Here is a 23,418-nt window from a genome sequence, read left to right as displayed (position 1 = left end):
AGGTATTTGTAATTTTGAAGTTGATTAACTGAAAAGGTAATAAAAAAACCTAAATCAAACAGTCAGTCATGAATGTTTGATTTAGGTTTTGCCCATCAGGTTACAACCCTATAATCATCGGTTATTATTTTTTACTACTCTTTCAATATGAATCGTTAAATAAATCATCTCTTCATCTGTTAATTCATAGGTGTAAGAGCTTTCAATAAACTTTTTTATTTTCAGTGAACACTTATGGGATTCTGGATATTTTTCCTGTATGACATAATATAAGCCATCATCTGTTGTACTGTTATAATGATTTCCCTTGACTAACCGTTGTGCAAAAAACTTTAAATGAGTAATAAACCTATAAAAAGGTAAAGAATTTTCATTAAACTCAATCTTAAAATGATATCTAACCATCGTTAATATTTCTTGCATAACTTTAGTCATATTCTTTACAACAGGCATTTCTTCATTTAATTCAGCATTAACGATATGAAGCGCTAAGAACCCAGCTTCATCCTCAGGTAAAATGACACCAAATTGTTCACAAATCATATTTAATGCTTCCAAACCAATCTCATATTCATCTTTGTATAGTTGCCTAGTCTCCCATAGCAATCCGTTTTTAATAGGCAAATTATTTTTATAACGTTCAATTGCAAAATGAATATGATCAGTTAAATGAATATAAATACTATCGTTTAACTTTTTACCGAGTTTCATTTTTGCATATGCAATGATTTTTTCGGATATTTCCATATACTCGATCGGCATATCAGCAATTAAGGTCTTGAACTTTTTCATTATATCTTCGTTTTCTAAAGTGAAAATTTTATCTATTTGCTGTTTATTAATATCATCACCAACATGTTTATTAAAAGCAATTCCACGTCCTATAATGATTATTTCTTGTTTGTTTTTTGTTGAAATCACTGCATTGTTGTTTAATATTTTATCGATTTTCACTTTATCACCTCCGATAATAGAAAAAGGCAAAACCCTACCTCTTTCAAAGGTAACGGTTTTGCCTGATTTAACAGTAACAACCCGTTCTGTATGCTCTAACCTTGTATAAAACTACTATAAAAAAAAAAACAGATGATTCAATAGTCAAATCAAAGCGTTCTGTGTATTAATACACATTACTAATAGAATTGTGTATTTTATAAAAAAAGTGAACCCTCCCTGGGGATTCATGCCCAACTTATCGGAAGTATCAGACAGGACCTATACAGTAGATATTTTGCAAAGAAAAAGCGATGCTTCTATAAGCATCGCCCCGTTTACCTTAAATACAAATCTCCACAAACAATAACTTATTGTATAGTAGAGACCTAGTGAAAGCACCATTTAGATATTCTCTTTACCTACTTCTCTAAATTGAGGTAGTCTTTCCATGGAATCTAGCAGGGTCATCATTTGTTCTTCCATAACAAGAGGTGGATAAGGCATTTCATTCTTGAACCACCATTCCACTGCCCCTACGCAAGCCGTTCCAAAAAATTGAAGAATAACATCTGCGCTTAGACCACGATTTTTTCCTTCTGTTATATTATATGCATTCTTGAGATCTTCGACTACAAGCTCTAGGAACCGACTTCGGAAGAAAGGGGATCCTTTACTAGCTAACATCGCTGAAAAGAATGAATAATGTTGTTTAAAATATTCAAACCAGCCCGGACTTCCATTTAAAATATCCATATCTGATGTTGTTTCGCAGATTTCCCGAAGTTTTTTAATATGTTCTTCAATAAGCTTATCAAGCAGATCAAACTTATCCATGTAATGAAGATAGATGGTTCTTCGATTCACATTAGCCCTGTCAGCAATATCCTGTATTGTAATGTCATCAATATTTTTTTCAACCATCAGTTCGATAAAAGCTTTTTTTATTGCTTCTTGAGATCTCAGTATTCTTCTATCAATCGTAGACATTGTAAGAGTCCCCATCCTTTTAAAAAATTTATTCACAATTTTAATCAATCTGTGCACTAAAACACGAATCGTGTGAAATTGATGATTGTTAATATTCTGTTCCTGTTTATAATTATACACAGATGTGGTTTAAAACATCAATATGAATTAAAAACAAGGAGGAATAAATTCAACACCATGAAAAATACCTGGAAAATTTACATGCTAGCCTTTATTAGCTTTATAGTTGGCACATCGGAGTTCGTCATTGCAGGGATTCTAGATAAAGTCGCTGCCTCTGCTAATATATCCGTATCAGCCGCAGGACAATTGATCACCGTTTTCTCCATTGCTTATGCGTTTGGACCTCCAATTATCATGATGGCGCTGGCTAAATGGGATCGACGTAAGTTATTAATACTTGCTCTCTCTATACTTGTGCTCGGCAGCTTTATGACAGTTACCCTATCTGGTTTTATTTTTCTAATAGCATCTCGCGTTGTACTTGCTTTAGGAACGGGCGTTTTTGTCATAACTGCCATTACCGTAGCGCCAAAACTAGCACCGGAGGGACGTCAGGCAGGAGCGGTTGCCACCATTGCAACAGGTTTCAGTGCCGCCCTTGTCATAGGTGTCCCAATTGGTCGTGTTTTGTCCACAGCTTACGATTGGAAAACTATCTTCTGGGGCATCGGAATCATATGTCTGCTGGCAATCTTCGCCGTTGCACGGACAATTCCGGTCACAGAAGGCGATGCGCCAGTCCCTCTGGGCAAGCAGCTAACCTTGTTGAAGAAGCCAAACATCTTGATGTCCCTTGGTATGACCCTATTCGTATTTATCAGCTATTCGGTGGTCCAAACATTCATGACCCCATTTTTGTCCTCCATTATGAAGATGGGTGATGGGGAAATAAGCGCTGCTCTCTTTGGGTTAGGTATCGCGAGCTTGATCGGCTCGAAACTTGGTGGTTTCCTGGCTGATCGAATCGGAACCGCTCGTACGCTTTTCGGCAGCAATGTCTTCCAAGTTCTCGCCCTCATACTGCTGTCCATCATCTCTGGATCGTTAATAGGTTCTATCACATTGCTCATAATTTGGATGATTGCTGCATGGTCGTTCGGGTCGGTACAGAATTTTAACGTTGTCTCTCTTGCTCCGGAAGCGTCCGGTATTATGGCTAGTCTAAACAGCTCTTTTACCCAGCTTGGCATTGCCGCGGGTGCTGGTATCGGGGGGATTGCCGCGGGGAGCTCATCGATGCTAGCGATTACTTGGGTTGGGGCTGCCTCAGTTACAATTGCTGTGCTTATCGCAGCCATCTTATTTAGTCCTGCTCGTATGTTCGAAAAAAATATTATGACAAAGTGATGGGATAATCTCATCCTCAGTTGTTTATTTTCGGTATTACTTTTTACCGAATTGCCTATTTTGCATATCTACCTATAATATACGTGGATCAATTTGAAACTTATTTTGTTTTCTTCAGCAGAAAGTTTTGTCCTGGACAAAAAAACACTCCCCCTAGCGTATACAGATATTTGCTTTTTTATCTGTCTACCCTAGGGGGAGCATATCAGCAAATGCAAGGCAGCTTTTTTTGTGCCAATTACTATAGTTAAAATGTTGACAGTCTATTTTCTAATTGATCCTGTTTAGTTTTCTCAAGAGTTGTTTGAGGGTCAACTTTGGCGATTGCTAGAATCTTCAAATCTTTTCTCTTTTTTGTGATAAAATTTATTTGAGGGGTGGAGCTTCCATTGGATTAACACCACTGGATGCCCAAGCTATTGCTTGATTCTGATCTAACCGATTCAAACGCTCCATGTCCTTATCAGGAATTTCAAAATCAAAAAATTTTAAATTTCCTCGGATTCTCTCCGGTTTACTGCTTCTCGTTAATACACCATAGCCGTGCTGCAATCCCCACCTCAATAGCAATCTGGCTTCTGACACATTAAGTTTTGTAGCAATTTCATTAATGACAAATTGGGATTCTTCTTTTATTTCGGCAAGAACTTCTCCTCCTCCCTGTCCTTCTTCAACTCGCCAAGTTGAAAGCGGGGCAAGCGAGCTATATGCAATCGGTACTATTGAATTCTCCTTCATGTACCTGGTCAAATCTACCTGGGCACAAATTGGATGAAATTCAACTTGGTTTGCCTCAGGTTTAGCCAGGTCTGCATCCAATATCTCTTTAATTGTCTCTATGTTATAGTTTGACACTCCAATATGCTTGGCAAGCCCTAATTTTTTTAGCTCTACAAAAGCGTTCCACTGTTCTAGTCTAAGTTCCGATAGTGGAGCATGTATAGGTAAAGATCAACATAGTCAAGCTGAAGCTGTTTAAGCTGATTTTTCAGAGTTTCAATGGTCTGTTTATAGTTTTTATCGGGTGTCCCCAACTGTTTAGATCCTGGAAAAAGTTTAGTAGTTACGAAAATATCATCCCTTGAAACACCAGCTGCTTTTATCCCTTTACCAGTGCCCTCTTCATTATTGTAAGCCTCAGATGAATCAATATGTCTAAATCCAGATTTAAGTGCCTCTTTTACACAGTATTCGGCTTGGTCAATTGATAATTGGAAGGTGCCAAATCCCACGAGAGGCATGTCTATTCCATTCCGTGACGATTTTGATAGTTCCATTATTGGTAACCTCCTTATTTATAAACAAAAAAAATCCCCCGTTAGACGGCGATTAATTAAAATTTTTAAAAATAATTTTTAATAAAGCCAATTTTGTAACCTCTCTTTTTTCTAGTAAAAATCGACTTAAAGACAAACATCATCCATTTATTAATACCTCCAACAAACAACCTGAGCCCAATCTATAAAGGACTCGGTTGTATTATTGGCTTTTTTTATTTTGGACTACTTGACAGGAGTACACTAAAACTATTATTCATTTTTCAATATAATGCTAATAAGAGAGTGCACTCATTTTTATGTTAATGCATTGGCTTTTCCCAATCGCCTCTGACCTCAACGCCGGTTTCTTTTGCTGCCTTTTCAAGTTCAAGGATTTCCTGTGCTGTCAAATTGACCTCGGCAGCTTTTATAGCATCCTCAATATGGGTCTGTTTTGTAACACCAATAATCGGTACCGTCCCTTTTGCAATTGACCAAGCCGTTGCAATTTGTGCAGTTGATGCATCGTGTTTACTGCCGATTTCTCTCATTATTTGGATTAAGCTTTCGATCTTGGTAAGCACGTCTGGATTAAATGCCTCGCCTCTTCTGGTGCCACTTGGCATAGGATTTTTCGTATTGTATTTGTCAGTTAATGCACCTTGTTTCAATACCATATAAGAAAAGAACACCATATTATTTTCATTACAGTAGTCAATAATTCCGGCTTCTTCCGATGAACGGTAAAGCAAGCTGTAATGGTTTTGGACAGCTGAAATTTTCAGCCCTTCTTTCGCCAAGATGCTGGCTGCCAACTTAATTTCTTCCAGATTATTATTCGAGACACCTACATGTTTTACTTTTCCACTTTTCATTAAAGGGATAAGTTTAGGTGTCCATCTTTGCACATCTGCTGGGTTGTGTATCCAATAAATATCAGCAAGATCTACGCCTAGCCTGTTCAGGCTTCCGTCCAAAAGTTCCTCAACAGCGTTGTCATTATCGTTCGCTATTTGTGGGGTGAATTTTGTTGAAATCAGCACATCCTCCCTGCCTTTAATGAAGCTTCCCAAAATGTTCTCTGAAGCGTTCATCCCATATACAGCCGCTGTATCCCATAAATTGAATCCTGCAACCATAGCAGCATCAAATACTGGCTTTAAGTCCTCCGCTGTAAGATAATTCCCGAAAACAGCATCCCCGCCTGCTTCGCCGGTGCCCCATGACCATGTGCCAAGTGCAATTGGAGGAATCTTCTCTTTTTGCAATTTAACTAATTTCATTGCGTTTCACCGCTTTCAACATTTATAATCAAAATTTCGCTTATAGCATGAGTTTCAGGTGTGCTGATTGCATAAGCTACAGCATCCTGTTATGAATTTGTTCTGTATTACAGAAGAAAAGTCGATGATCCTTATTGGAAGACCGACTTTTTCTTTAATTTTTTGATTTATGCTCCAATAACACTAACACGCCGACGTACATAGTCATTTTCAATAATGTCTACAAAGGCTTTTGCATAATCTGAATAGCTGATATAGCTTTTACCTTCATCGTTGGTAAAAAACTCTTCTCCGCCAATGATGTAATTTCCAGTTTCTGGACCATCAAAATCAAGTTCGTATGCGGGTGAAACATACGTCCATCTAATATTTGAGAATGAACGTAATCTTTCAAGATTAGCACGTAATGCTTTTCCCAAAGGTTTTATTTCTTCGGGAAAATCCGGTTTATCCATAAGTTGTAGGGAGTGCTCCTTATTAATATATAAGGTTCCTGCTCCACCAACCATCAATAGTTTGGTATCTGTTCCCTCTAACAGATGAGCCAAGTGGGAAATACCGTCTGTATGGATAAAAAAGGTATCTTCTGTCCACGCACTAACTGCATTAGCAACTGCATCAAAACCTGCTAAATCTTCTTTGTTCAAATCCATTAAATCTTTTTCAATTACATTCTCGAAATTGTCATTGTGTTTTTTTCGAACAATCGCTGTCACATCATGACCTCTCTTAATTGCTTCTTGTGCAATTAAATTTCCTGCTTTACCATGTGCCCCAATAACTGCAATTTTCATTTTCTCATCATTCCTTTTAATATATTTTGAAATAAAATCTCACCATAACAAAAATAGAACATTCCTTTAATATTCAATTTGTGAAATTACAAACCCTGATATATCAAACACGTCGTCTGCGGTTTCACCAATATGCACATGATAAGGATGACTTAAAAAGGCATCAAAGTCAGCTTTATCCTTTACATCAATAACCATAGATACTGCATTAGCTATTCCAAGCCAACCAGTATTTTTCCCTACGGTCAATTGTATATTGTCTGGCACTTGATTTTTGATTTCCTTCATTTTAGTAATTTTCTCATTTACCTTTTCTTCTGAAATTCCCTCTTTTATAGGGGCGATGAAAATGTGTCGAATCATTAAATTCCTTCTTTCTTTACTAATCAATCTTTCATTTTCCTACAGCCTCTCTCAACAATTTACTTCGAGTTTAGCTTAAGCTCCGAAACTACCATCAACACATATCAGTTGCAAAACTAGCTTCCTATTTATCAGTGGAAATAAATCCATAGTTACCAAAGAAATTATACATATGCTCTGGATTATCATGCTCCATGAAGAAGTTTACACCTTCATCCATATCCTCCATTGTCTTCATTTCTTCTTCTGAAAGAACAAAATCAAAGATATCAATATTTTCTTTCATATGTTCTGGAGTGGATGATTTCACTAAAGTGACAATTCCGCTTTGAACTAAGAAGCGTAACGCCACTTGACTAGCACTCTTATTATATTTTTTGCCTACTTCTAAAAGATACGGATTAGAGAACATATTCTTTTCTCCTCTTGCCAGTGGAGACCACGATTCTAATAGAGCATCGTATTTTTCAAGATATCGGCGATTAAATTTTTGCTGTTGAAAAGATGTGTTTCTAATTGATTCATTACAGGTTTTACTTCACTAAAGGTAACAAGGTCAATAAAGCGATCTGCGGCAAAATTACTTAAACCAATCGCACGAACTTTCCCTTCTTTATAGGCTTCTTCCATCGCTCTCCATGTTCCGTAATAATCACCATAAGGTTGATGAATAAGTAATAAATCAACATAATCAGTTTGTAATTTACGTAAAGATTCATGAATGGAAGCTTTAGCTTTCTCATATCCTGCTTCTGATACCCAAACTTTAGTAGTTAGGAACAACGCTTCACGTAGGATGCCACATTTTGAAATGGCATTTCCTACGCCTTCCTCATTGTAATAAGCTTGCGCTGTGTCAATGGAACGATAACCAGTAGCAATAACCTCTAGTACAAGGTTTTCACATTCTTCCGGACTAACTAGATAAGTACCATATCCCAAAATCGGCATTTCTACACCATTACTTAATGTTACATATTCCATTTTCCATCACTCCTTTTATAAAGATATTTTCTTCGTAATAAACGCCCTTTCTATAAATGACTTATCATAGGGATTTAATTTCAGCCTATGACGATTATAAACATATAACCTTCGTGTAACACGAAGTCAACAGTTTTAAAGTAACTTTTTAATACCTCTAATCTTCCTTTTATTACTGCAATAGCTCTTGAAGGATGGTTTCGTTATTGTCATCCATCGCCACAAACGAAACGTCTATATTTGAATCGTTATGTTTTTTCCTATTCTCCTTGGACCGTTTTTGGATTCCTATAATATCCGCTTCCGCTCCCTCAAGCCAGTATCTTTCCTTTCGTCGATCACTCTCGTGCCGACCTGCGATTAGGTTACGTCCGGCAGGCGGGTACGGCGAGTTAAGCCCCAGACGATGAGCCCGGTAAGGTTAATGACCAGGGAAGCGATCATAATTGCGTTCCAGCCGCCGAACGACCAGAGGGGACCTGCGATAACCGATCCGAACGCACCTCCAAGGAAGTTGCTCACGACGATGGACGTGTTAAGTCGGCTGCGTGCAGATCCAGGGAGAGCGAAGAGCCGGGTCTGCCCCAAAACAAGGTTGGTCTGCGTGGCGATGTCCAATACGATGACAACGACGATCAACCCGATGATTGAACTTCTCGCTGCCCAGCCCGCAACCAGTGACAGTGCGAGCAGCACAAGGGCGCCTCCTGCTGCGGGCACGGACCAGCCACGGTCGTGCAGTGCTCCTGCACGCCGTGCGGCGAGTGCACCTGCCAAGCCCGCAAGTCCCAGGAGCCCGATCTGCCCAGCCGAATAGGAGAACGGCGGTGCCGTCAGCAGGTAGGTCAATGATGTCCAGAACAGTGAGAACACGGCGAAGTTCGCTGCAGAGATGAACAGCGTCGGGGGCACAGCCCGATGACTCGCCACCGTAGTGAACACCGATGCTAGAAGACGCGGGTAGGCGATAGGTTCGCGTGGTTCAAGGCGCGGGATAATCTTGTACAGTATGGCGGCAAGAATGAGTGTGGCGACGGACGCAATCCCATAAATCGCCCTCCAGCCGAGAAGGTCAGAGACTAAGCCACTAATGGTGCGCGAGAGCAGGATGCCAATTAGGGCGCCCGATGCGACCGTGCCGACCACTCTTCCGCGTCGCTCAGGCTCAGCGAGCTCACTAGCCAGCGGAGTCAGAAGTTGCGCAGCGACGGTGGTCAATCCTACGCCGCCGAGTGCCGCGAGGAGCACAGAGAACGTCGGTGCAAAGGCTGAGCCGATGAGCATTACGGCTGACAGACTCAGGATTAGTGGAATGAGCCGACGTCGGTTGAGAACATCGCCCAGCGGCACGAGGAGAAAGATCCCTAGCGCATATCCGAACTGGGTGACGGTCACCAGCATCGCTGCGCTCGATGACGAGACGCCGAGGGACGTGGCGATGATCGCGAAAAGTGGCTGGGACAAATAGAGATTGCCGACAGCCAGCCCTGCGGCGATCGCGAAGATGAGTGTTTTAGCCGGGGTCATCCGGCGGTCGGACTTGGTAGATATTTGTGACATGATAGAACCTCCTTCTAATATAACTGCTGAATTCTTACAATGAAGTTGTGAGAGCTTCGTCTAATACTATGGCAACTGTTTCTTTCACTTTCTTTTATATTTCTTTCAGCGCTGCTTCCCATATTAATGGTTCTTACTTTATATGACTTATCGTTGGTCTTAAAAATACCAGCCCTAAACCAATTATAAGCATACGATCTTCGAGTAACACGAAGTCAATAGTTTTGAATTTTTTTATAACACCCCCTTTTTATTCACTATTTTAATGTCCTATGGAATCTCCCCTTGACTTACATAATTTATTATGGGATTTAATTTCAGTCCCTTGAACAATTGTAAATATACAACTTTCGAGTAACACGAAGTCAATATTGGTGAATTAAGTTTTCCATGTTTTTGAATCAGGGGTTTACAATCTTAGGAACTTAAAGTATTATCACTTTTTCACCTTCGAGTTACACGAGGTCAATGATTTTATTTAAAATAATTCAAACTGAAGAATGAGGAGGGCTACATGTATACTGTAAAAGAAGTTGCCAAACTACTTGACCTAACTGAACACACCGTTCGCTTTTATACTGATAAGGGATTAGTTCCAAGTTTACAGCGTGATAAAAATAATAATCGTATTTTTAATGACGACTCTATAAACTGGCTAAGAGGCTCGAAATATTTAAAAAAATGTGGTATGTCAGTGGAAGACATCAAAAAATATGTAGACTTGTGTTTGGAAGGCGGTTCTACCACTCAGGAACGTTATGAAATGATATTTAAGCAAAAAGAAATTGTTCTAGCTCAATTAGAAGAAATAAAATTAATGGCAGAATATATTACTAATAAAGAAAAACACTACCGTGACATTATAAATCAAGTGATTCCGGATGATACCAATCCTGCCCATTGGCAAAATAATAAAAATGGCAATCCATCCTGCTCATCGGTAGAAGATAAAATGAAGATTGCTCATTAATTTTTGCTAATTGTAATGGTTCACTATTATGCTGTTATGAAATTGTTCTTTCTCACAGAAGAAATGTCGATGATCCTTATGGAAAATCGGCTTTTTTTAACTTTGTGAAGGAATATACTTAAACTAACCTGCCCTTTCGTATTATAAGGTTAACCAGAATGCTAAATATTTCTGGTTGACCTTATTTATTTTGGTCTTATTATATTAGTAGCCAGGGTAGAACGTAACTGCCCGTGGGGCTTTGACCCCGTCAGCTAAACGGTTCGCCCCCTACTTGTAGAAACATGATTGAGGCTGGTTGGGACTTAGATCTCGTATAACAAGCGAAGCTGTGAAACTGCATGGAGGATTAGGGGTTACTGGCAAATTAATAGTTTAGGAGGAGATTTTAGAATGAATCCAGTCATTGGTCTGGATGTTTCAAAAGGGGAAAGTCAAGTTCAGGCATTTTTAGATAAAGGCAAACCATACCGTAAGAGTTTTAAAGTTTCTCATACTATAGAAGGTCTTGATTTACTTGTAGAGTTTCTGGAGGTGGTTAAGAGAGAAACTGGTAAGAAACCACCTATTGTTCTAGAAGCGACAGGACATTATCATTCCTCTGTTGTTCAATACTTGGAGGACCGAGGGTATTTATTGATAATCATTAATCCATTGATTTCTTATAAGGCTAAAAGTTCAAGTCTTCGGAAAGTAAAGACAGATGCGATAGATGCTTTCCATCTCTGCGAGCTGTTTTATAAGGAGGATATAGAGCCGTATAAGAAGCGTGGTGTGCAGCTATTAAACCTTCGGAATCTTACAAGACAGCACGAAAATATTACTGGTGTATTGATTCAAACAAAGCTACAATTCCAAGCGATTCTGGACCAGGTCTTCCCTGAATACAGAGGTGTTTTTGGTGACTTATATTCGGTAGTATCACTATTAACTCTTGTATTCGCCTTTAATGCTGGAAGGAGGACCAATCCCATTTCAGAGCAAGACTTGTGTCGCTTTCTCGACATGTGAAAAGGTCAGTGATTTAATAAATTTCTATAGGAAAAAATTACCGTCAGCAGTAAGTAAGATAAAGGGAGCAAGATTCATCTCCTTTTTATTCAATGTCAACTCGTATATATAACCAAAATACAATGAAGATACACGATATTATTCAAGATGGAGTTGAATGTCCTTTTACTGAATTCTCTGAAGTTTTATTCAGCAAATACAGCATAAATCTTCCTATAAAAACGCTTTGGCATATTGAAGTAAGCTAAATCCATACTCAATTAAAAAAAGAAAAATAAGCCAATAATAAACAAGTTTTGTTTAAAAACCTGAATATTTTTGGCTTATAAAAACTTATTTGGTTTCAATTGCTCTTTGTTGTTTAGTAGCTTGATTAAACAAAGAAAATGCATAAAAAACTTTTAACTAGCAACAGCAATTGTGTGTCTTCATAGCTGTAACTTCTCCATCAATAAAACCTTGACATTTTATACAGCGAGGTACATCTAATATAAATTCCTCATAATTTCTTCTAATATTTTGTTCCTTCTTGGATAAATACTTTCTCTTCCCGAAATCCAAATAAGAAAATTCATTTTGTAAATCATTGAAATCATTTGATGCACATGCTAAAAGAAGAGTTTGATAATATTTAGCTATTTCTTCATACGCCCTTTTAGCTTGACGTTTCTTTCTCGCGATTACCTGAATGTGTCCTTCATTTTCAACTAAATATTCCTCAAAAATTTTTCTGTTTTTTATAAAAACATGGTTTAATTGTTCGTCTTCATTCAGTAACAATGCGAATCTTATAAATCCATAGAAAGAATTGGTCTTATGCTTTTTAGTCGCCCCATAAAAATAAATTTTTTGAGAAATATTAAGATAATCTTGAAGGAATCGTAAAATCGTCGTTACTTTTTCGGTTAAATTTGATACATCAAGTTTTTCTCCATTATCAATTATTTTAACCACATTATATATTTTAGATATTACAAAATCTTCATTTATCGAACCTGCTAAAGGATAATTATTTAGTTCATAAGATAAAAATGGTTTGAAGAAACGATTGAAAATTTCATTTGTTTTTTCATTTTGACTATTTGAGACCTGACCTAAACCATGTCCTAGAATTGCCCTACTTAATTTAGAAGTTGGTAATTGGTCATTCTCAATCAGCTCTTTTTCATCTTCAGTAATCACTACTCCTTGTTCATTTATTCTAATAAATGATTCTTTTACTTTTCCATAATCCCCCGTAACCCATTGAACAGCAATAGATCGCTTAGCAATTATTTGTTTTGCTGCTTTATATTTTTCATCTTTAGAACGTTTAATTTCTTCATAACTACCGATTCTATTATTGATATATTCCTCAATTGCAGTATGATTACTATCGTTAAGTTCATTTTCTTTTCCGTAGTCTGAGTTTACCCAAGCTATTAATGAACTGATCCGATGGGCACCATCTATAACATATATGGAACCATCTAAGTCTTCCCATAAAATAATAGCAGGAATTAAACCATCATCTAAAAATGTTAAAATTAACTTTTCTAGCCTTTCTACGGTCCATTGATTTGTATCCCGTTGAAAAATTGGCTTTCTCAGTTGCTCATAAAAAAATTGCCCTTTTTCCAATTCTGTTAAGTTAAAGCTACTTCTTCTATCTGACTGAGAAATAACACCATTATTGTTGTTTTCAACATTACTTCTTGGTATTAGATGTTCTAGGTTACACTTAATATTTGTTTTAAACATTTTTTTCCTCACTTCAAAGTACAGTAATTTTTTAAATTGATTTTCTGTGATTTTTTTTTCTAGATACAATATTTGTGCATCTTGAACAATTATAATATTATAAATATACAGATTTACTAATTTATCAATAAAATCTATAAATAAATTTAAAGCAGTTCTTTTATTTCCATCTTCAAAAGCATGGATATTATGGTGAGATATAAAGAGACTGATAATAAATTCAAGTTCAGAATCAAAATATACTTTTTTAGCAAAAGATGCTTCATAAGAATTTCTTTCGGCAAAAACGCCTGGTTGAAAATCAGAGTGTTTTAAATTAATAATCTGAGCATGCAATACATACTCATCTATATGCTCTTGGGTAATTTCAAGTGCCCTAGGATTATACTTATATTCTATATCACTTTCAAAAATAATTTTAGAGATTTCTTTAGCGTTATTAACTTTGTATTCGCCACCATCATAATCTCTTAGATTTTTATATGCCTGTTTTTCTAATGGTGATATTGCCCGATTTGTAATAATAATATCCTTAACCAATTCACACCTATCCTATCAAAAGTTTATTTAGTATGTACTATAATATTGATTTAAACAAATAAAAATCAAAATATTCTTTTTAACTAATTTTATCAAAATTCTAACATTTTTCCGACCCTAAAAATATAAATAGATTAGGTAAAATTAAAAACCTTAAATTGGTCTTTTACTTGAAACATTTTCATCCTTTTCAAGTTCATCAAGAGTAAAATAAATTATTTGTCCATTTTTGAAATGCATTACTGGACCTGTATTAGTGGGTTACCTTTAATATCATATATTTTCTTGTGAGCATAATATTTATGCAAGAAATCCACCCAATGGAATTTTATCAAACATACGTTTGTTCTAGAATAGTAAATTAAGAAGTTTAAAACAAAAAAATGCCTAGGAATCTAAACCCTAGACATATTATTTTTCAATGTAATAAATTTAGCTAAATAGTTATTTTATAGCAATGTAAATCTTAGCAGCCAATTAAAGTCGATTGATTTCAATCTAGCCACTCTATATCAATTGTGGGGTGTGGAGCTTCTTTTTTTGTATTATGATTTGCAGTTGTATTAGTTGAGAACCAAATTTTCTTAATAAAGGTTTTAAGGAAAGTATTACAATCTTCAGGATTCATATTATCAATATTTTCTAGAGTTTCAATATTATATGTTAACCGTAATTGTTCTTCACCTGTATTATTCAAATTTTCTAATTTTATGTTTACTAATTCAATTTGTTGTTTAACGTGTTTAATTTGCTCTTCATTCTCTTCATTCAATTCAAGAAATTCACTCTTACTTATTTCCCCATCCATTCTCATTATTGTTAGATTTTTTTGTCTTTTTTCAAATTTCTCCATTTGTTTTAATAATGAGACCTTCTGGTCAGTTAATTTATTTGCTTCATCAGTAGTATCGAGGGATTTTAATTTTTTTAAAGCTCTTTCAAAATCTTCCTTCTTTTCTTTTACCGTTTGTATCACACTTTCTTCGACAGGAGTATACTTATACCCTTTATCTTTACAAGCGTTATTGCTTATTTTATAAGAACAAGATTTTATAAAATCAGTTCCAGATCCATCCGATTGTATATATCTTTTTCTCTCACAGCAGTTACAATAAATAAGATTTTGCAGTCTTCTTGTTGCTTTCTTTTTGTTAAAGAAATTACCTGTTGTATTTTCTTCTAAGATTTTTTGAACTTCTAACCATTGTTGCTTTGATACGATTGGTTCGTGAGCATTCTCAACAAATACTTGGTCAACCACTCTGCCATTAACACGTCTACAAGCTTGGACTACTCCGTAATAAACAACATTTCTTCTTATTTGAGAGATATGTGCAGTCGTTAAGACCTTTCCACTTCTACTCCTCCAACCGAACATATCTAATTGTTTGGCTATTTCGTTTGCACTAATTCTTTCCAGCGTCTTTTGGAATATGTACTGAATTATTTTTGCTTCATCCTTAACAATAACTAGTTTTTGATTATCGCCCTTTTCATACCCCAATGGTGCCTTATTACTCATTGTCCATCTTCCTTGCTCAGCCGCCGCCAATCGACCTCGTCCCAAACGCTTTTTGATTTGCTTATACTCAAAATTTGCCATCATTGCCTGGAAAGAAAATAACATTTCATTACTTTCTTGATTTAGATCAATCGCACCCTGTGGTGTTAGTATTTTGATGTCATGAGCAATTAAGAGTGATTTAATTTGTTCAGCATAGGCATTGTCACGAGAAATCCGGTCTATATCCATTACCAAAAGAAAATCGTATTCTTCTAATTTACTTAACAATAAATTCAACTGAGGTCTTTGTGTGTTGACACCACTCGAAATTTCTTGATACACGTCATATGTCAACTTATGTTGCTTTGCAAGTTTGATAAGAGCATTTCGATGATTTGTTAATATTTCCTCAATATCTAATTGTTCCTCGTTCCTTGATAAGCGTAAATAAATAGCAGCCAACGCCATTTCTTAACCCCCAATGTGTCATATTAATAATCATAACACATAACCAATAAAAACAGAAAGGTAACATCCGTTACTTTGCCAACTGTACCATACATCGTTATCACGACCGTATCACCGACCTTATACTTCGGTATATTCCTTCTTTTCATATCCTCCATCCTCTCAATGATGAGTCGTGAATTTTGATTACAATAGTATATGCACCATTTGAGGTATCGCTCACAATGGAGAAAAAGAAAAATCGCCTCTTTTTGCAGAGACGATTTTAACCAATGTGTTAACTTCCTTTTAGGGGTCTGACCCCATTATGGCTTATTCCCCAGAGAAAAACTCCATTGGGACAGTTACTAATTCTGGAATAAAAATTAATAAGAATAAGATAACGATTTCGACAATCAGGAACGGGGTGATGGCCCTAATCAAACGTTCCATACTTATTTTACCTGCACCAACCGCAACATTTAGAACGGTTCCAACTGGCGGGGTTAAAAGTCCAATAACATTGTTCAATACAAACAATAGACCAAAATAGACTGGGTCGATTCCTGCTGCTTCGACAACAGGCATTAACACTGGTGTTAGAATCAAGATGGTTGGATTAACGTCCATGGCCATACCGACCAAAATAATAATGATATTAATCACGATTAAAAGAAGCAACGGACGATCAATTAACGGTGCTAAAAACTCAGAAATGTCTTGTGGTACATTCCCTACTGCCATCAACCATGCAGATACCATCGCACCCGCAGCCAACAACATAATGACACTTGATGTTTTCGCAGAACTAATTAAGCTCTCCATGACATCTTTTGGCTTTAGATCACGATAGATAAACATCCCGATGATTAAAGCGTATACAACAGCAACCACACCGGCCTCTGTCGGAGTAAAAAATCCACCTCTAAGACCAATTAATATACCAACAGGCATTAAAATTGCCCAAACCGCATCCAAACAAGCCTTCGCCATTTCTTTAAAACTAGCACGCGGCAGCGTTTTTACCTTGTCCTTACGTGCTACCCAAGCCCAAACAAGACTAAGAGCAATGGCAATATAAATCGAAGGAGCAATACCTGCAATAAATAGATCGGTAACAGATACTCCTGCTGTTACACCAAAGACAATCATCGGAACAGATGGAGGCATAATTGGAGACACAATGTTACCGCTTGCAATCAATGCCGTCGAACGGCCTCTGTCATACCCAGCCTGGGTCATCATTGGGATTAAGATGGCTCCTAATGCCGCAGTCGATGCAACAGCCGATCCTACTAAACTGGCAAATAATAAAATGGCTAAAATTGAAACATATCCTAACCCGCCGCGAATATGACCAACCAATGCAGTCGCTGCACGGACGATTCTTAGAGTTAGTCCGCCTCGGTTCATTAAATCTCCGGCTAAAATAAAGAATGGAATCGCCATTAAGGAAAAGCTATCGGCTCCGACAAACAAATTTTGTGAAATAATCTGCGTATCAAAATCCCCTAGGAAAAACATCATAAAGACACCACTTAAAAGCAGTGCAAAGGCAATCGGCATTCCTAAAGCCATTGCACCAATCAAACTTACTAAAAACACTCCCATTGTCATTGCCTATTCCCCCTTAGCTGCTCAATTTTCCAGCGGTATTGGTTTTATTGTCACTGTTAACCTGTTCAACAATATCGTCCTCTTCCGATTCATGCATAGTGACAAGTTCATCAATCTTATTTGGATCCTTTATCACCTTAACGATGTTCGCAATACAATTAACTCCAATACACACAGCAGTCACAATCATAATGCCGTAAAGAACAGATATAGGAATTCCCGTTGCAGCCGCTCTTGCTTCCACACTCTGAACGACCATCTTATAAGTTCCTTGAACAAGCATACCCATAACAACGAGAATTAACGTTTGATTTAGGAAATAGACAGCAATCTTTCCTTTATGCGGCAAGCGGCGGACAACAACATCCATTCCTAAATGTGAATTGGATCGCATCGCTCCAATGGCACCGATAAAGGTAATAAACACAAACAAATAACGAGCAAGTTCTTCTGACCACACAAGCCCTGAATTAAATCCAGCACGTAGAACGACATTTAGAAATACGAAGCCCACCATTAATGCCATCATGATACCCAATAAATAATCTACATTTTTGAAAAGCTTATCCAAAAAATTGGACATAATCCTTCCCCCCTTGTTCGAAAACCAATTCTCCTACTCAACAGCCTGAATTCGTTTAATCAAATCTTTCGCCCAATCATATTTTTCATAGAGCACTTCATAAACTGGCTCCATGGCCTTCACCAATTTCTCTCTGTCTTCTTCCGTTGGAACCACATAGGTTAAGCCTGATTCCTCCAGGAACTTTCTATCTGCTTCAAGACTGTCTTGATATAAATCCCAGCTTTTATCAGACGTTACATCAGCAACCTCTTGGAAGATTTCTTTTTCTTCCTCCGTTAACGTTTCCCAAAACTCATTGGACATCAACAATTCAATCGAGGATACCATATGATTCGACTCATAAATATAATCTTGAACGTTATACCATCCTTCTTGTCTAACCGTTGAAATTGGGTTATCCTGACCATCGACCACATTTTGCTCTAATGCTGTAAACACTTCCCCCAAATCCATAATTTGAGCGTTAGCTCCGAGAGACTGTGCAACCTGAACATGAATCGGGTTATTTGGCATTCTCAATTTAAGTCCTTTAAAATCTTCTACAGAGTTAATCGGTTTGCTAGAACTAAAAACACGTGCACCATTTGGATGCCATGATAAAAATTGAAGAGGCTCCTGTGATTCTAAATTCTCTGCAATATACTTTCCGACTTCTCCTTGATATACTTTCCTCGCATGCTCCACATCTCTAAAAATAAATGGAAAGTCAGGAGTCGACATCATTGGAACTTCACTCCACATAACAGTACCAACCGCTGTAGCTTCAACGATTCCGCTGCGAGTAAAATCATATAATTGCTTTTCTCCACCTATTTGACCAGAATGATAGATTTCCACATTAAATTTTCCATTTGTCTTTTTTTCAATTTCTGGTTCAAATACCTCTAACAGTGCAACATTTACCGGGTGTGTAGGTGCAAACGGTGTCCCCACTTTCACTAAAGTACTTTTGCCTGCCACAGCATTCGAACTGCAGCCTGAGAGCGCAGCCATTCCTGTCAAAAATGCAACCCCTAATAAACCCTTTACGAATTTCTTTTTCATCCCTTATTCCCCCCATCGCCTAACTCTGTTTAAAGCGCTGTCATATCCATTCAAATAAAAACAGATTTTTAAAATCTTTCTGTCTTCTTCATTGGGAGCAGAATATAGGGGATGCCCCCTATACTCCTAAATTCATAAACCTATACCCCTGAATAGGCCATAAATCCGCCATCTACAGGAACGGTAATTCCTGTTACAAACCCTGAACATGACTCATCAACAAGCCAGATCAATGTTCCAAGTAGATCTTCAGGTTTTCCAAATCGTTTCATCGGTGTATTCGTAATAATTTTGTTTGATCGTGATGTTAGAGTTCCATCTTCATTCAATAATAGATTACGATTTTGCTTCGTTAAGAAAAATCCTGGTGAAATACTATTCACGCGTAATCCCGTTTCAGCAAAGTGGACAGCCATCCACATCGTGAAATTGTTGATGGCACTTTTGGCTGCACTATAAGCAGGTACCTTTGTCATTGGTGAATACGAACTCATGGATGAGATATTAATAATCGATGGAGCATCTTGTTCCAATAGTGCTTCCCCAAACACTTGGCTTGCTAGAAATGTCCCGGTAAAATTGCTCGCAAAAACCTGTGAAAAACCTGCTTCATCAAGATCAAAAAAGGTTTTGCCTTCTACTTTTTCTTCATGGGTTTCATTTGCAGTAATGGCATCAGGATGGTTTCCACCAGCACCATTTATTAAAATATCAATCTTGCCAAACTGTTCAATAACTTCATCTCTTGCCTTTTCTAATGAGGTACGATCAAGGACATTCGCTGCTAACGCAATGGCAATTCCACCATTTGAGCGGATTTCTTCCGCGACTGCTTCCCCTTTTTCAGCCGTACGATTTAAGATGGCGACTTTTACTCCGTGCCTTGAAAGTTCTCGGCACATTTCTGAACATAAAACACCACTTCCACCAGTGACAACTGCCACTCTTCCATTTAACTGTTCATGTATAGGTAACATTACACGTTCTCCTTTCTCATTTTAAAATAGGCATCCCATAGACCGTTCAAATACATAATTCCAAGTGCCCGATCATACAATCCATATCCGGGACGGCAATCTTCCTCCCAGATGTGCCTGCCATGGTCAGGTCTTACATACCCTTCATAACTTTCCTCAGCAAGGACTTTGACCACCCCTGCAAGGTCAACAGATCCATCTGCAGTAAAATGAGACGTTTCAATGAAATCACCATTATCAAATATTTTCACATTGCGAAGGTGAGAAAATGGACAATACTCAGCGAATTTCTTAGCAAGAGACACCATATCATTTTTCGGATTTGACCCTAAGGAACCTGTGCAAAAGGTAATTCCGTTTGCAGGTGAATTAGAAATGGAAACTAATCTTTCCAAACTCTGTTCACCAGTCATAATCCTCGGAAGCCCAAATAAGCTCCAAGGCGGATCGTCCGGGTGGATCGCCATTTTGATGTCACACTCTTCACAGACAGGGAGAATTTCTAATAAGAAATAACGCAGGTTGTCCCAGAGTTTTTCCTCATCAATCTCTTTATACGCCTCAAACAATTCCTGAGTTGCTGCTAATTTTTCAGGTTCCCACCCAGCTAACGTCATTTTCGAAGAAGCACTTGCAAAGGTTTCGATTAACTCGTTCGGTCCAAGAGAATCAAGCTTTGCTTTCTCATAGAATAAAGCTGTTGAACCATCTGGAAGCGGGTGAAATAAATCTGTACGGATCCAGTCAAAAACAGGCATAAAATTATAACAAATCACTTTTACGTTAAACTCACTTAAATTACGAATGGTTTGTTTGTAATTTTCAATATAATACTCTCGCTCTTGATTACCAAGCTTGATCGATTCATGGATGTTCACACTCTCAACTACATCGGCATGAAAACCATATGATTGGATATACTCGACTTCTTCACGAATTTCATCAATATTCCAAACTTCCCCAACCTGTTTTTTATGTAACGCCCAAACAATCCCCTTCACATTTGGAATTTGTTTTATTTGTTCAAGTGACACGGTATCATTATCCCTGCCATACCAACGAAATGTCATATTCATAAAAAGGACACCTTCTTTTTTAAATTAACTCTTTTGAAGTATCTACTCAAATACAATAAGCGCTTTTCTTACACTGTCTGGATTTTTCTCTACAAAAGTAAGAGCTTCTTTTACATCACTGGAAGAAAATTTATGAGTGATTAATCCATTTTCGTTTAGTTTGTTTTCATTTAATAACGAAACGACTTTTTTAAATTGATAGGTTTGAAGTCGGGAGCCCACAATCGTTAATTCCTTCTTTGTGATTGGCAATTGTGGAATTTGCGATGGGCGTTCATCAAAGCCAAGAACAACAACGGTACCTGCAACAGATGCGACATTCAAACTCAACTCAAATGTAGCCGGTAAACATACGGCATCAATGACAACGTTTACACCTTCTTCTTTTGTAAACTCCATTATTTTCTCTTCAATGGATTCGCTTCCGGCATTAATCACAAAATCAGCGCCATTTTCTTTCGCAAAAGCAAGTCGTTCTTCTTTTAAATCAGACATAATGACTGTTGCTCCTGCGAGCTTCGCCATTTTCAAGACACAAATGCCAATCGGTCCGGAACCCTGAATGAAAACAGTATCCCCTTCTTCAACATTACCGCGCCATACAGCTTGAGCACCAATGGTATAAGGCTCGGCCAACACAATTTCATCCCAGTCAAGTGATGGATCAACAGCATGAAGCTGATTTTCAGGAAGAACAATAAACTCACGCATTCCTCCATCCTCATGAACTCCAAAAACAGAAAGTTCGTTACATACATTCGGGCGTCCTTTCCGACATGCATAACACTTACCACAATATCGGATTGGCTCTACGACAACGTGATCTCCAGGTTTTAGATTGGTTACATCTTCACCAATGGACACAACTTCTCCAGCCACCTCATGACCAACCACTCTCGGATAGGTGGCAAGTGGGTTAGTTCCATGGTAAATATGCATGTCAGATCCACAGATTCCTACTCGTTTTATTTTTACAAGTACTTCATTTGGACTGCTAATGCCTGGTTTTTCAACTTCTTCTAAAACAATTTCCATTGGTTTTGGAATACGAACAGCTTTCATACACAAACACTCCTATTCAAATAAGCTTTTGCAGGAACAAAGTAAATCTGCTGCACAAAGGCAGCGAATATAATTATTTAAATCCTCTAGAACCCCATACTCTTGACGAAAAATATAAATTTGTAACTTGCATGAATTTTATAATCTTGTTACTTAAAATAAGTAGGGTACTCGTTTCTAATTTTTTCTTTATCCAAAATAATCATGGTTAAGTGTTTTTTCATCATATTAACAGCAGCTTCCTCCATGTTATTTTTAATGAATTTCACAAGGAGTAAATGCTGTTGATAAATGTTGTCCCAATCTAAATTGGTGGCTAAGCGTAACATCCGTAATCGTTTAAAATGAGTGTTCATACCTTGAATCGAATTCCAAATATTGTTTTTATTGCAGCCTTCGAAGATGGTCCGATGAAATTCTTCATCTAGTTCAAAAAGCTTTTCATAATCTTTTTCCTTTATCGCCTTTTCTTGTCTCATTAAATTCATTTCTAACGAAAATATCTGTTCCTCCGGAAAGGATTGACAAGCTAACTGAATAACTGCAACCTCTAAATGCTCTCTCATGAATCGTGCTTCTTCCACTAGATTTAAATCAATTAGCGAAACACACGTCCCCTTTTGAGGATAAATATCTAATAATCCATCTTGTGAAAGCTGAATGAAGGCTTCTCTAACTGGTGTCCGGCTAACATTAAATTTCTCCGAGATTTCTTTTTCAGAAATTTTATCACCTGGTACAAGTCGGAATTTTAATATTTCTTCCATTAGAAGAGAATAAATCTGTTCCCTAGTTGTACCCGCTTTCATTTTTGTATCTATAATTTTCAAATCATCTCTCCCCTTACTACCATACTACCATACTAGCATGTCACTGATTCTAACATATCCATTTTCATTTGAGAAGCCATTTTTTAAAAAAATTCAAACTATTCCTTTTTTTACCCTTTTAATAAAGTAGGAACCTCGCGCACAACGGAGTAAAAGAAAAATCGCCTCTTTTTGCAGAGACGATTTTTAAGCATTTACAAAAATTTAATTAGCTTTCTGATAGCACATAAAGCTCCCAGGCTTCATCAAATACAGTCATTGACTCTAGATAATGGCCATTAAATTCAAGGTAAGAACTGAGCTCATGGTAGTCTTCTGATATTTTTGGGAAGCTATGGTCTAAAAAAGCCTCATTTGCAAAAACACTGATGGCATCCTTCGGTTCCGGGTGCCGGTATTTCATTAAAAAGTGATAAAAGGATTTAATCATACACTGCGCCTTTCTATTCTTCGTTAGGTAAGATATTGTTAAAAATACTATAACTGACGTATGAATCT

At 37.3% G+C, this 23,418-nt stretch carries 21 protein-coding genes and 2 pseudogenes; 3 read left to right on the top strand and 20 right to left on the bottom strand.

Features of this window, described 5'->3' with window-relative positions:
- Nucleotides 1-114: 114 nt before the first annotated feature.
- The gene (licT, locus tag ABC255_RS10695; protein WP_412993365.1) at nucleotides 115-954 is read right to left on the bottom strand and encodes a BglG family transcription antiterminator LicT; all 840 of its coding nucleotides are present in this window, start codon (nucleotides 952-954) and stop codon (nucleotides 115-117) included.
- Nucleotides 955-1,338: 384 nt separating this feature from the next.
- Complete coding sequence (locus tag ABC255_RS10690; RefSeq protein WP_412993364.1) at nucleotides 1,339-1,923, bottom strand: TetR/AcrR family transcriptional regulator; 585 nt, start codon at nucleotides 1,921-1,923, stop codon at nucleotides 1,339-1,341.
- Between the two features lie 81 nt (nucleotides 1,924-2,004).
- On the opposite strand from ABC255_RS10690, the gene ABC255_RS10685 reads away from it, so the two are divergent.
- A complete protein-coding gene (locus ABC255_RS10685; protein WP_412998533.1) occupies nucleotides 2,005-3,273 on the top strand; it encodes an MFS transporter in 1,269 nt (422 codons plus the stop codon).
- Nucleotides 3,274-3,639: 366 nt separating this feature from the next.
- Here the strand turns inward: ABC255_RS10685 and ABC255_RS10680 are convergent.
- The 7 genes and pseudogenes from ABC255_RS10680 to ABC255_RS10645 all read right to left on the bottom strand — a co-directional run bounded on the left by ABC255_RS10680 (nucleotide 3,640) and on the right by ABC255_RS10645 (nucleotide 9,516).
- A pseudogene (locus ABC255_RS10680) lies at nucleotides 3,640-4,514 on the bottom strand (aldo/keto reductase family protein).
- A gap of 338 nt (nucleotides 4,515-4,852) precedes the next feature.
- Complete coding sequence (locus ABC255_RS10670) at nucleotides 4,853-5,815, bottom strand: aldo/keto reductase (protein WP_412993360.1); 963 nt, start codon at nucleotides 5,813-5,815, stop codon at nucleotides 4,853-4,855.
- Nucleotides 5,816-5,982: 167 nt separating this feature from the next.
- On the bottom strand, nucleotides 5,983-6,609 hold the full coding sequence (locus ABC255_RS10665) for an NAD(P)-dependent oxidoreductase (protein ID WP_412993358.1): 627 nt from the start codon (nucleotides 6,607-6,609) through the stop codon (nucleotides 5,983-5,985).
- A gap of 66 nt (nucleotides 6,610-6,675) precedes the next feature.
- Nucleotides 6,676-6,999, bottom strand: a complete 324-nt coding sequence (locus ABC255_RS10660) for a Dabb family protein (protein WP_412993356.1) — start codon at nucleotides 6,997-6,999, stop codon at nucleotides 6,676-6,678.
- Between the two features lie 97 nt (nucleotides 7,000-7,096).
- Entirely contained in the window at nucleotides 7,097-7,384 is a 288-nt protein-coding gene (locus tag ABC255_RS10655; RefSeq protein ID WP_412993355.1) for an aldo/keto reductase, read from the bottom strand.
- Between the two features lie 35 nt (nucleotides 7,385-7,419).
- Entirely contained in the window at nucleotides 7,420-7,956 is a 537-nt protein-coding gene (locus ABC255_RS10650; RefSeq protein ID WP_412993353.1) for an aldo/keto reductase, read from the bottom strand.
- Between the two features lie 360 nt (nucleotides 7,957-8,316).
- Nucleotides 8,317-9,516 carry an MFS transporter gene (locus ABC255_RS10645; protein WP_412993351.1) on the bottom strand — a complete coding sequence of 400 codons (1,200 nt, stop codon included), beginning with the start codon at nucleotides 9,514-9,516 and terminating at the stop codon, nucleotides 8,317-8,319.
- 514 nt (nucleotides 9,517-10,030) lie between these two features.
- On the opposite strand from ABC255_RS10645, the gene ABC255_RS10640 reads away from it, so the two are divergent.
- Both ABC255_RS10640 and ABC255_RS10635 read left to right on the top strand, forming a co-directional pair.
- The gene (locus ABC255_RS10640; RefSeq protein ID WP_412993349.1) at nucleotides 10,031-10,486 is read left to right on the top strand and encodes a MerR family transcriptional regulator; all 456 of its coding nucleotides are present in this window, start codon (nucleotides 10,031-10,033) and stop codon (nucleotides 10,484-10,486) included.
- 393 nt (nucleotides 10,487-10,879) lie between these two features.
- A pseudogene (locus ABC255_RS10635) lies at nucleotides 10,880-11,422 on the top strand (IS110 family transposase); the annotation flags it as partial.
- A gap of 480 nt (nucleotides 11,423-11,902) precedes the next feature.
- On the opposite strand, the gene ABC255_RS10630 reads toward ABC255_RS10635, so the two are convergent.
- From ABC255_RS10630 to ABC255_RS10580, 11 genes are all read right to left on the bottom strand, one after another.
- A complete protein-coding gene (locus ABC255_RS10630; RefSeq protein ID WP_412993347.1) occupies nucleotides 11,903-13,777 on the bottom strand; it encodes a GmrSD restriction endonuclease domain-containing protein in 1,875 nt (624 codons plus the stop codon).
- Nucleotides 13,778-14,270: 493 nt separating this feature from the next.
- Nucleotides 14,271-15,749 (bottom strand): recombinase family protein, encoded by a 1,479-nt coding sequence (locus ABC255_RS10625; protein ID WP_412993345.1) that lies wholly within the window; start codon nucleotides 15,747-15,749, stop codon nucleotides 14,271-14,273.
- A gap of 23 nt (nucleotides 15,750-15,772) precedes the next feature.
- The gene (locus ABC255_RS10620) at nucleotides 15,773-15,898 is read right to left on the bottom strand and encodes a hypothetical protein (protein ID WP_412993344.1); all 126 of its coding nucleotides are present in this window, start codon (nucleotides 15,896-15,898) and stop codon (nucleotides 15,773-15,775) included.
- A gap of 163 nt (nucleotides 15,899-16,061) precedes the next feature.
- Nucleotides 16,062-17,345, bottom strand: coding sequence for a TRAP transporter large permease (locus tag ABC255_RS10615; protein WP_335531781.1), 1,284 nt, complete (start codon nucleotides 17,343-17,345; stop codon nucleotides 16,062-16,064).
- 13 nt (nucleotides 17,346-17,358) lie between these two features.
- The gene (locus ABC255_RS10610; protein WP_412993342.1) at nucleotides 17,359-17,928 is read right to left on the bottom strand and encodes a TRAP transporter small permease; all 570 of its coding nucleotides are present in this window, start codon (nucleotides 17,926-17,928) and stop codon (nucleotides 17,359-17,361) included.
- Nucleotides 17,929-17,961: 33 nt separating this feature from the next.
- Nucleotides 17,962-18,975 carry a TRAP transporter substrate-binding protein gene (locus tag ABC255_RS10605; protein WP_412993340.1) on the bottom strand — a complete coding sequence of 338 codons (1,014 nt, stop codon included), beginning with the start codon at nucleotides 18,973-18,975 and terminating at the stop codon, nucleotides 17,962-17,964.
- Between the two features lie 140 nt (nucleotides 18,976-19,115).
- Nucleotides 19,116-19,952, bottom strand: coding sequence for an SDR family oxidoreductase (locus ABC255_RS10600; protein WP_412993338.1), 837 nt, complete (start codon nucleotides 19,950-19,952; stop codon nucleotides 19,116-19,118).
- Nucleotides 19,952-21,028 (bottom strand): mannonate dehydratase, encoded by a 1,077-nt coding sequence (gene uxuA / locus ABC255_RS10595; protein WP_412993336.1) that lies wholly within the window; start codon nucleotides 21,026-21,028, stop codon nucleotides 19,952-19,954. Before uxuA ends, ABC255_RS10600 begins: the two co-directional genes overlap by 1 nt.
- Before the next feature lie 42 nt (nucleotides 21,029-21,070).
- Nucleotides 21,071-22,090, bottom strand: a complete 1,020-nt coding sequence (locus ABC255_RS10590; RefSeq protein WP_412993334.1) for a zinc-binding alcohol dehydrogenase family protein — start codon at nucleotides 22,088-22,090, stop codon at nucleotides 21,071-21,073.
- A 149-nt stretch (nucleotides 22,091-22,239) separates the two neighbouring features.
- Nucleotides 22,240-22,899 (bottom strand): GntR family transcriptional regulator, encoded by a 660-nt coding sequence (locus tag ABC255_RS10585; RefSeq protein ID WP_412998531.1) that lies wholly within the window; start codon nucleotides 22,897-22,899, stop codon nucleotides 22,240-22,242.
- A 229-nt stretch (nucleotides 22,900-23,128) separates the two neighbouring features.
- On the bottom strand, nucleotides 23,129-23,347 hold the full coding sequence (locus ABC255_RS10580; protein WP_412998530.1) for a YozE family protein: 219 nt from the start codon (nucleotides 23,345-23,347) through the stop codon (nucleotides 23,129-23,131).
- Between the last annotated feature and the right edge of the window lie 71 nt (nucleotides 23,348-23,418).

The organism is Neobacillus canaveralius (assembly GCF_047237705.1).
In the GTDB taxonomy this organism is placed as follows: domain Bacteria; phylum Bacillota; class Bacilli; order Bacillales; family Cytobacillaceae; genus Neobacillus; species Neobacillus niacini_K.
Note: the sequence above shows the minus strand (reverse complement) of the source record. Positions and strands in the feature narration are given on the sequence as shown.

Excerpts from the sequence above, each read along its gene's own strand:
- ABC255_RS10585 (WP_412998531.1), bottom strand. The coding sequence starts at position 22,899 with ATGAAAGCGGGTACAACTAGGGAACAGATTTATTCTCTTCTAATGGAA.
- ABC255_RS10620 (WP_412993344.1), bottom strand. The coding sequence starts at position 15,898 with ATGAAAAGAAGGAATATACCGAAGTATAAGGTCGGTGATACGGTCGTG.
- ABC255_RS10665 (WP_412993358.1), bottom strand. The coding sequence starts at position 6,609 with ATGAAAATTGCAGTTATTGGGGCACATGGTAAAGCAGGAAATTTAATT.
- ABC255_RS10650 (WP_412993353.1), bottom strand. The coding sequence starts at position 7,956 with ATGGAATATGTAACATTAAGTAATGGTGTAGAAATGCCGATTTTGGGA.
- ABC255_RS10690 (WP_412993364.1), bottom strand. The coding sequence starts at position 1,923 with ATGTCTACGATTGATAGAAGAATACTGAGATCTCAAGAAGCAATAAAA.
- ABC255_RS10590 (WP_412993334.1), bottom strand. The coding sequence starts at position 22,090 with ATGAAAGCTGTTCGTATTCCAAAACCAATGGAAATTGTTTTAGAAGAA.
- ABC255_RS10670 (WP_412993360.1), bottom strand. The coding sequence starts at position 5,815 with ATGAAATTAGTTAAATTGCAAAAAGAGAAGATTCCTCCAATTGCACTT.
- ABC255_RS10640 (WP_412993349.1), top strand. The coding sequence starts at position 10,031 with ATGTATACTGTAAAAGAAGTTGCCAAACTACTTGACCTAACTGAACAC.
- ABC255_RS10655 (WP_412993355.1), bottom strand. The coding sequence starts at position 7,384 with ATGTTCTCTAATCCGTATCTTTTAGAAGTAGGCAAAAAATATAATAAG.
- uxuA (WP_412993336.1), bottom strand. The coding sequence starts at position 21,028 with ATGAATATGACATTTCGTTGGTATGGCAGGGATAATGATACCGTGTCA.
- ABC255_RS10600 (WP_412993338.1), bottom strand. The coding sequence starts at position 19,952 with ATGTTACCTATACATGAACAGTTAAATGGAAGAGTGGCAGTTGTCACT.
- ABC255_RS10645 (WP_412993351.1), bottom strand. The coding sequence starts at position 9,516 with ATGTCACAAATATCTACCAAGTCCGACCGCCGGATGACCCCGGCTAAA.
- ABC255_RS10685 (WP_412998533.1), top strand. The coding sequence starts at position 2,005 with ATGATTGTTAATATTCTGTTCCTGTTTATAATTATACACAGATGTGGT.
- ABC255_RS10605 (WP_412993340.1), bottom strand. The coding sequence starts at position 18,975 with ATGAAAAAGAAATTCGTAAAGGGTTTATTAGGGGTTGCATTTTTGACA.
- ABC255_RS10610 (WP_412993342.1), bottom strand. The coding sequence starts at position 17,928 with ATGTCCAATTTTTTGGATAAGCTTTTCAAAAATGTAGATTATTTATTG.
- ABC255_RS10625 (WP_412993345.1), bottom strand. The coding sequence starts at position 15,749 with ATGGCGTTGGCTGCTATTTATTTACGCTTATCAAGGAACGAGGAACAA.
- ABC255_RS10615 (WP_335531781.1), bottom strand. The coding sequence starts at position 17,345 with ATGACAATGGGAGTGTTTTTAGTAAGTTTGATTGGTGCAATGGCTTTA.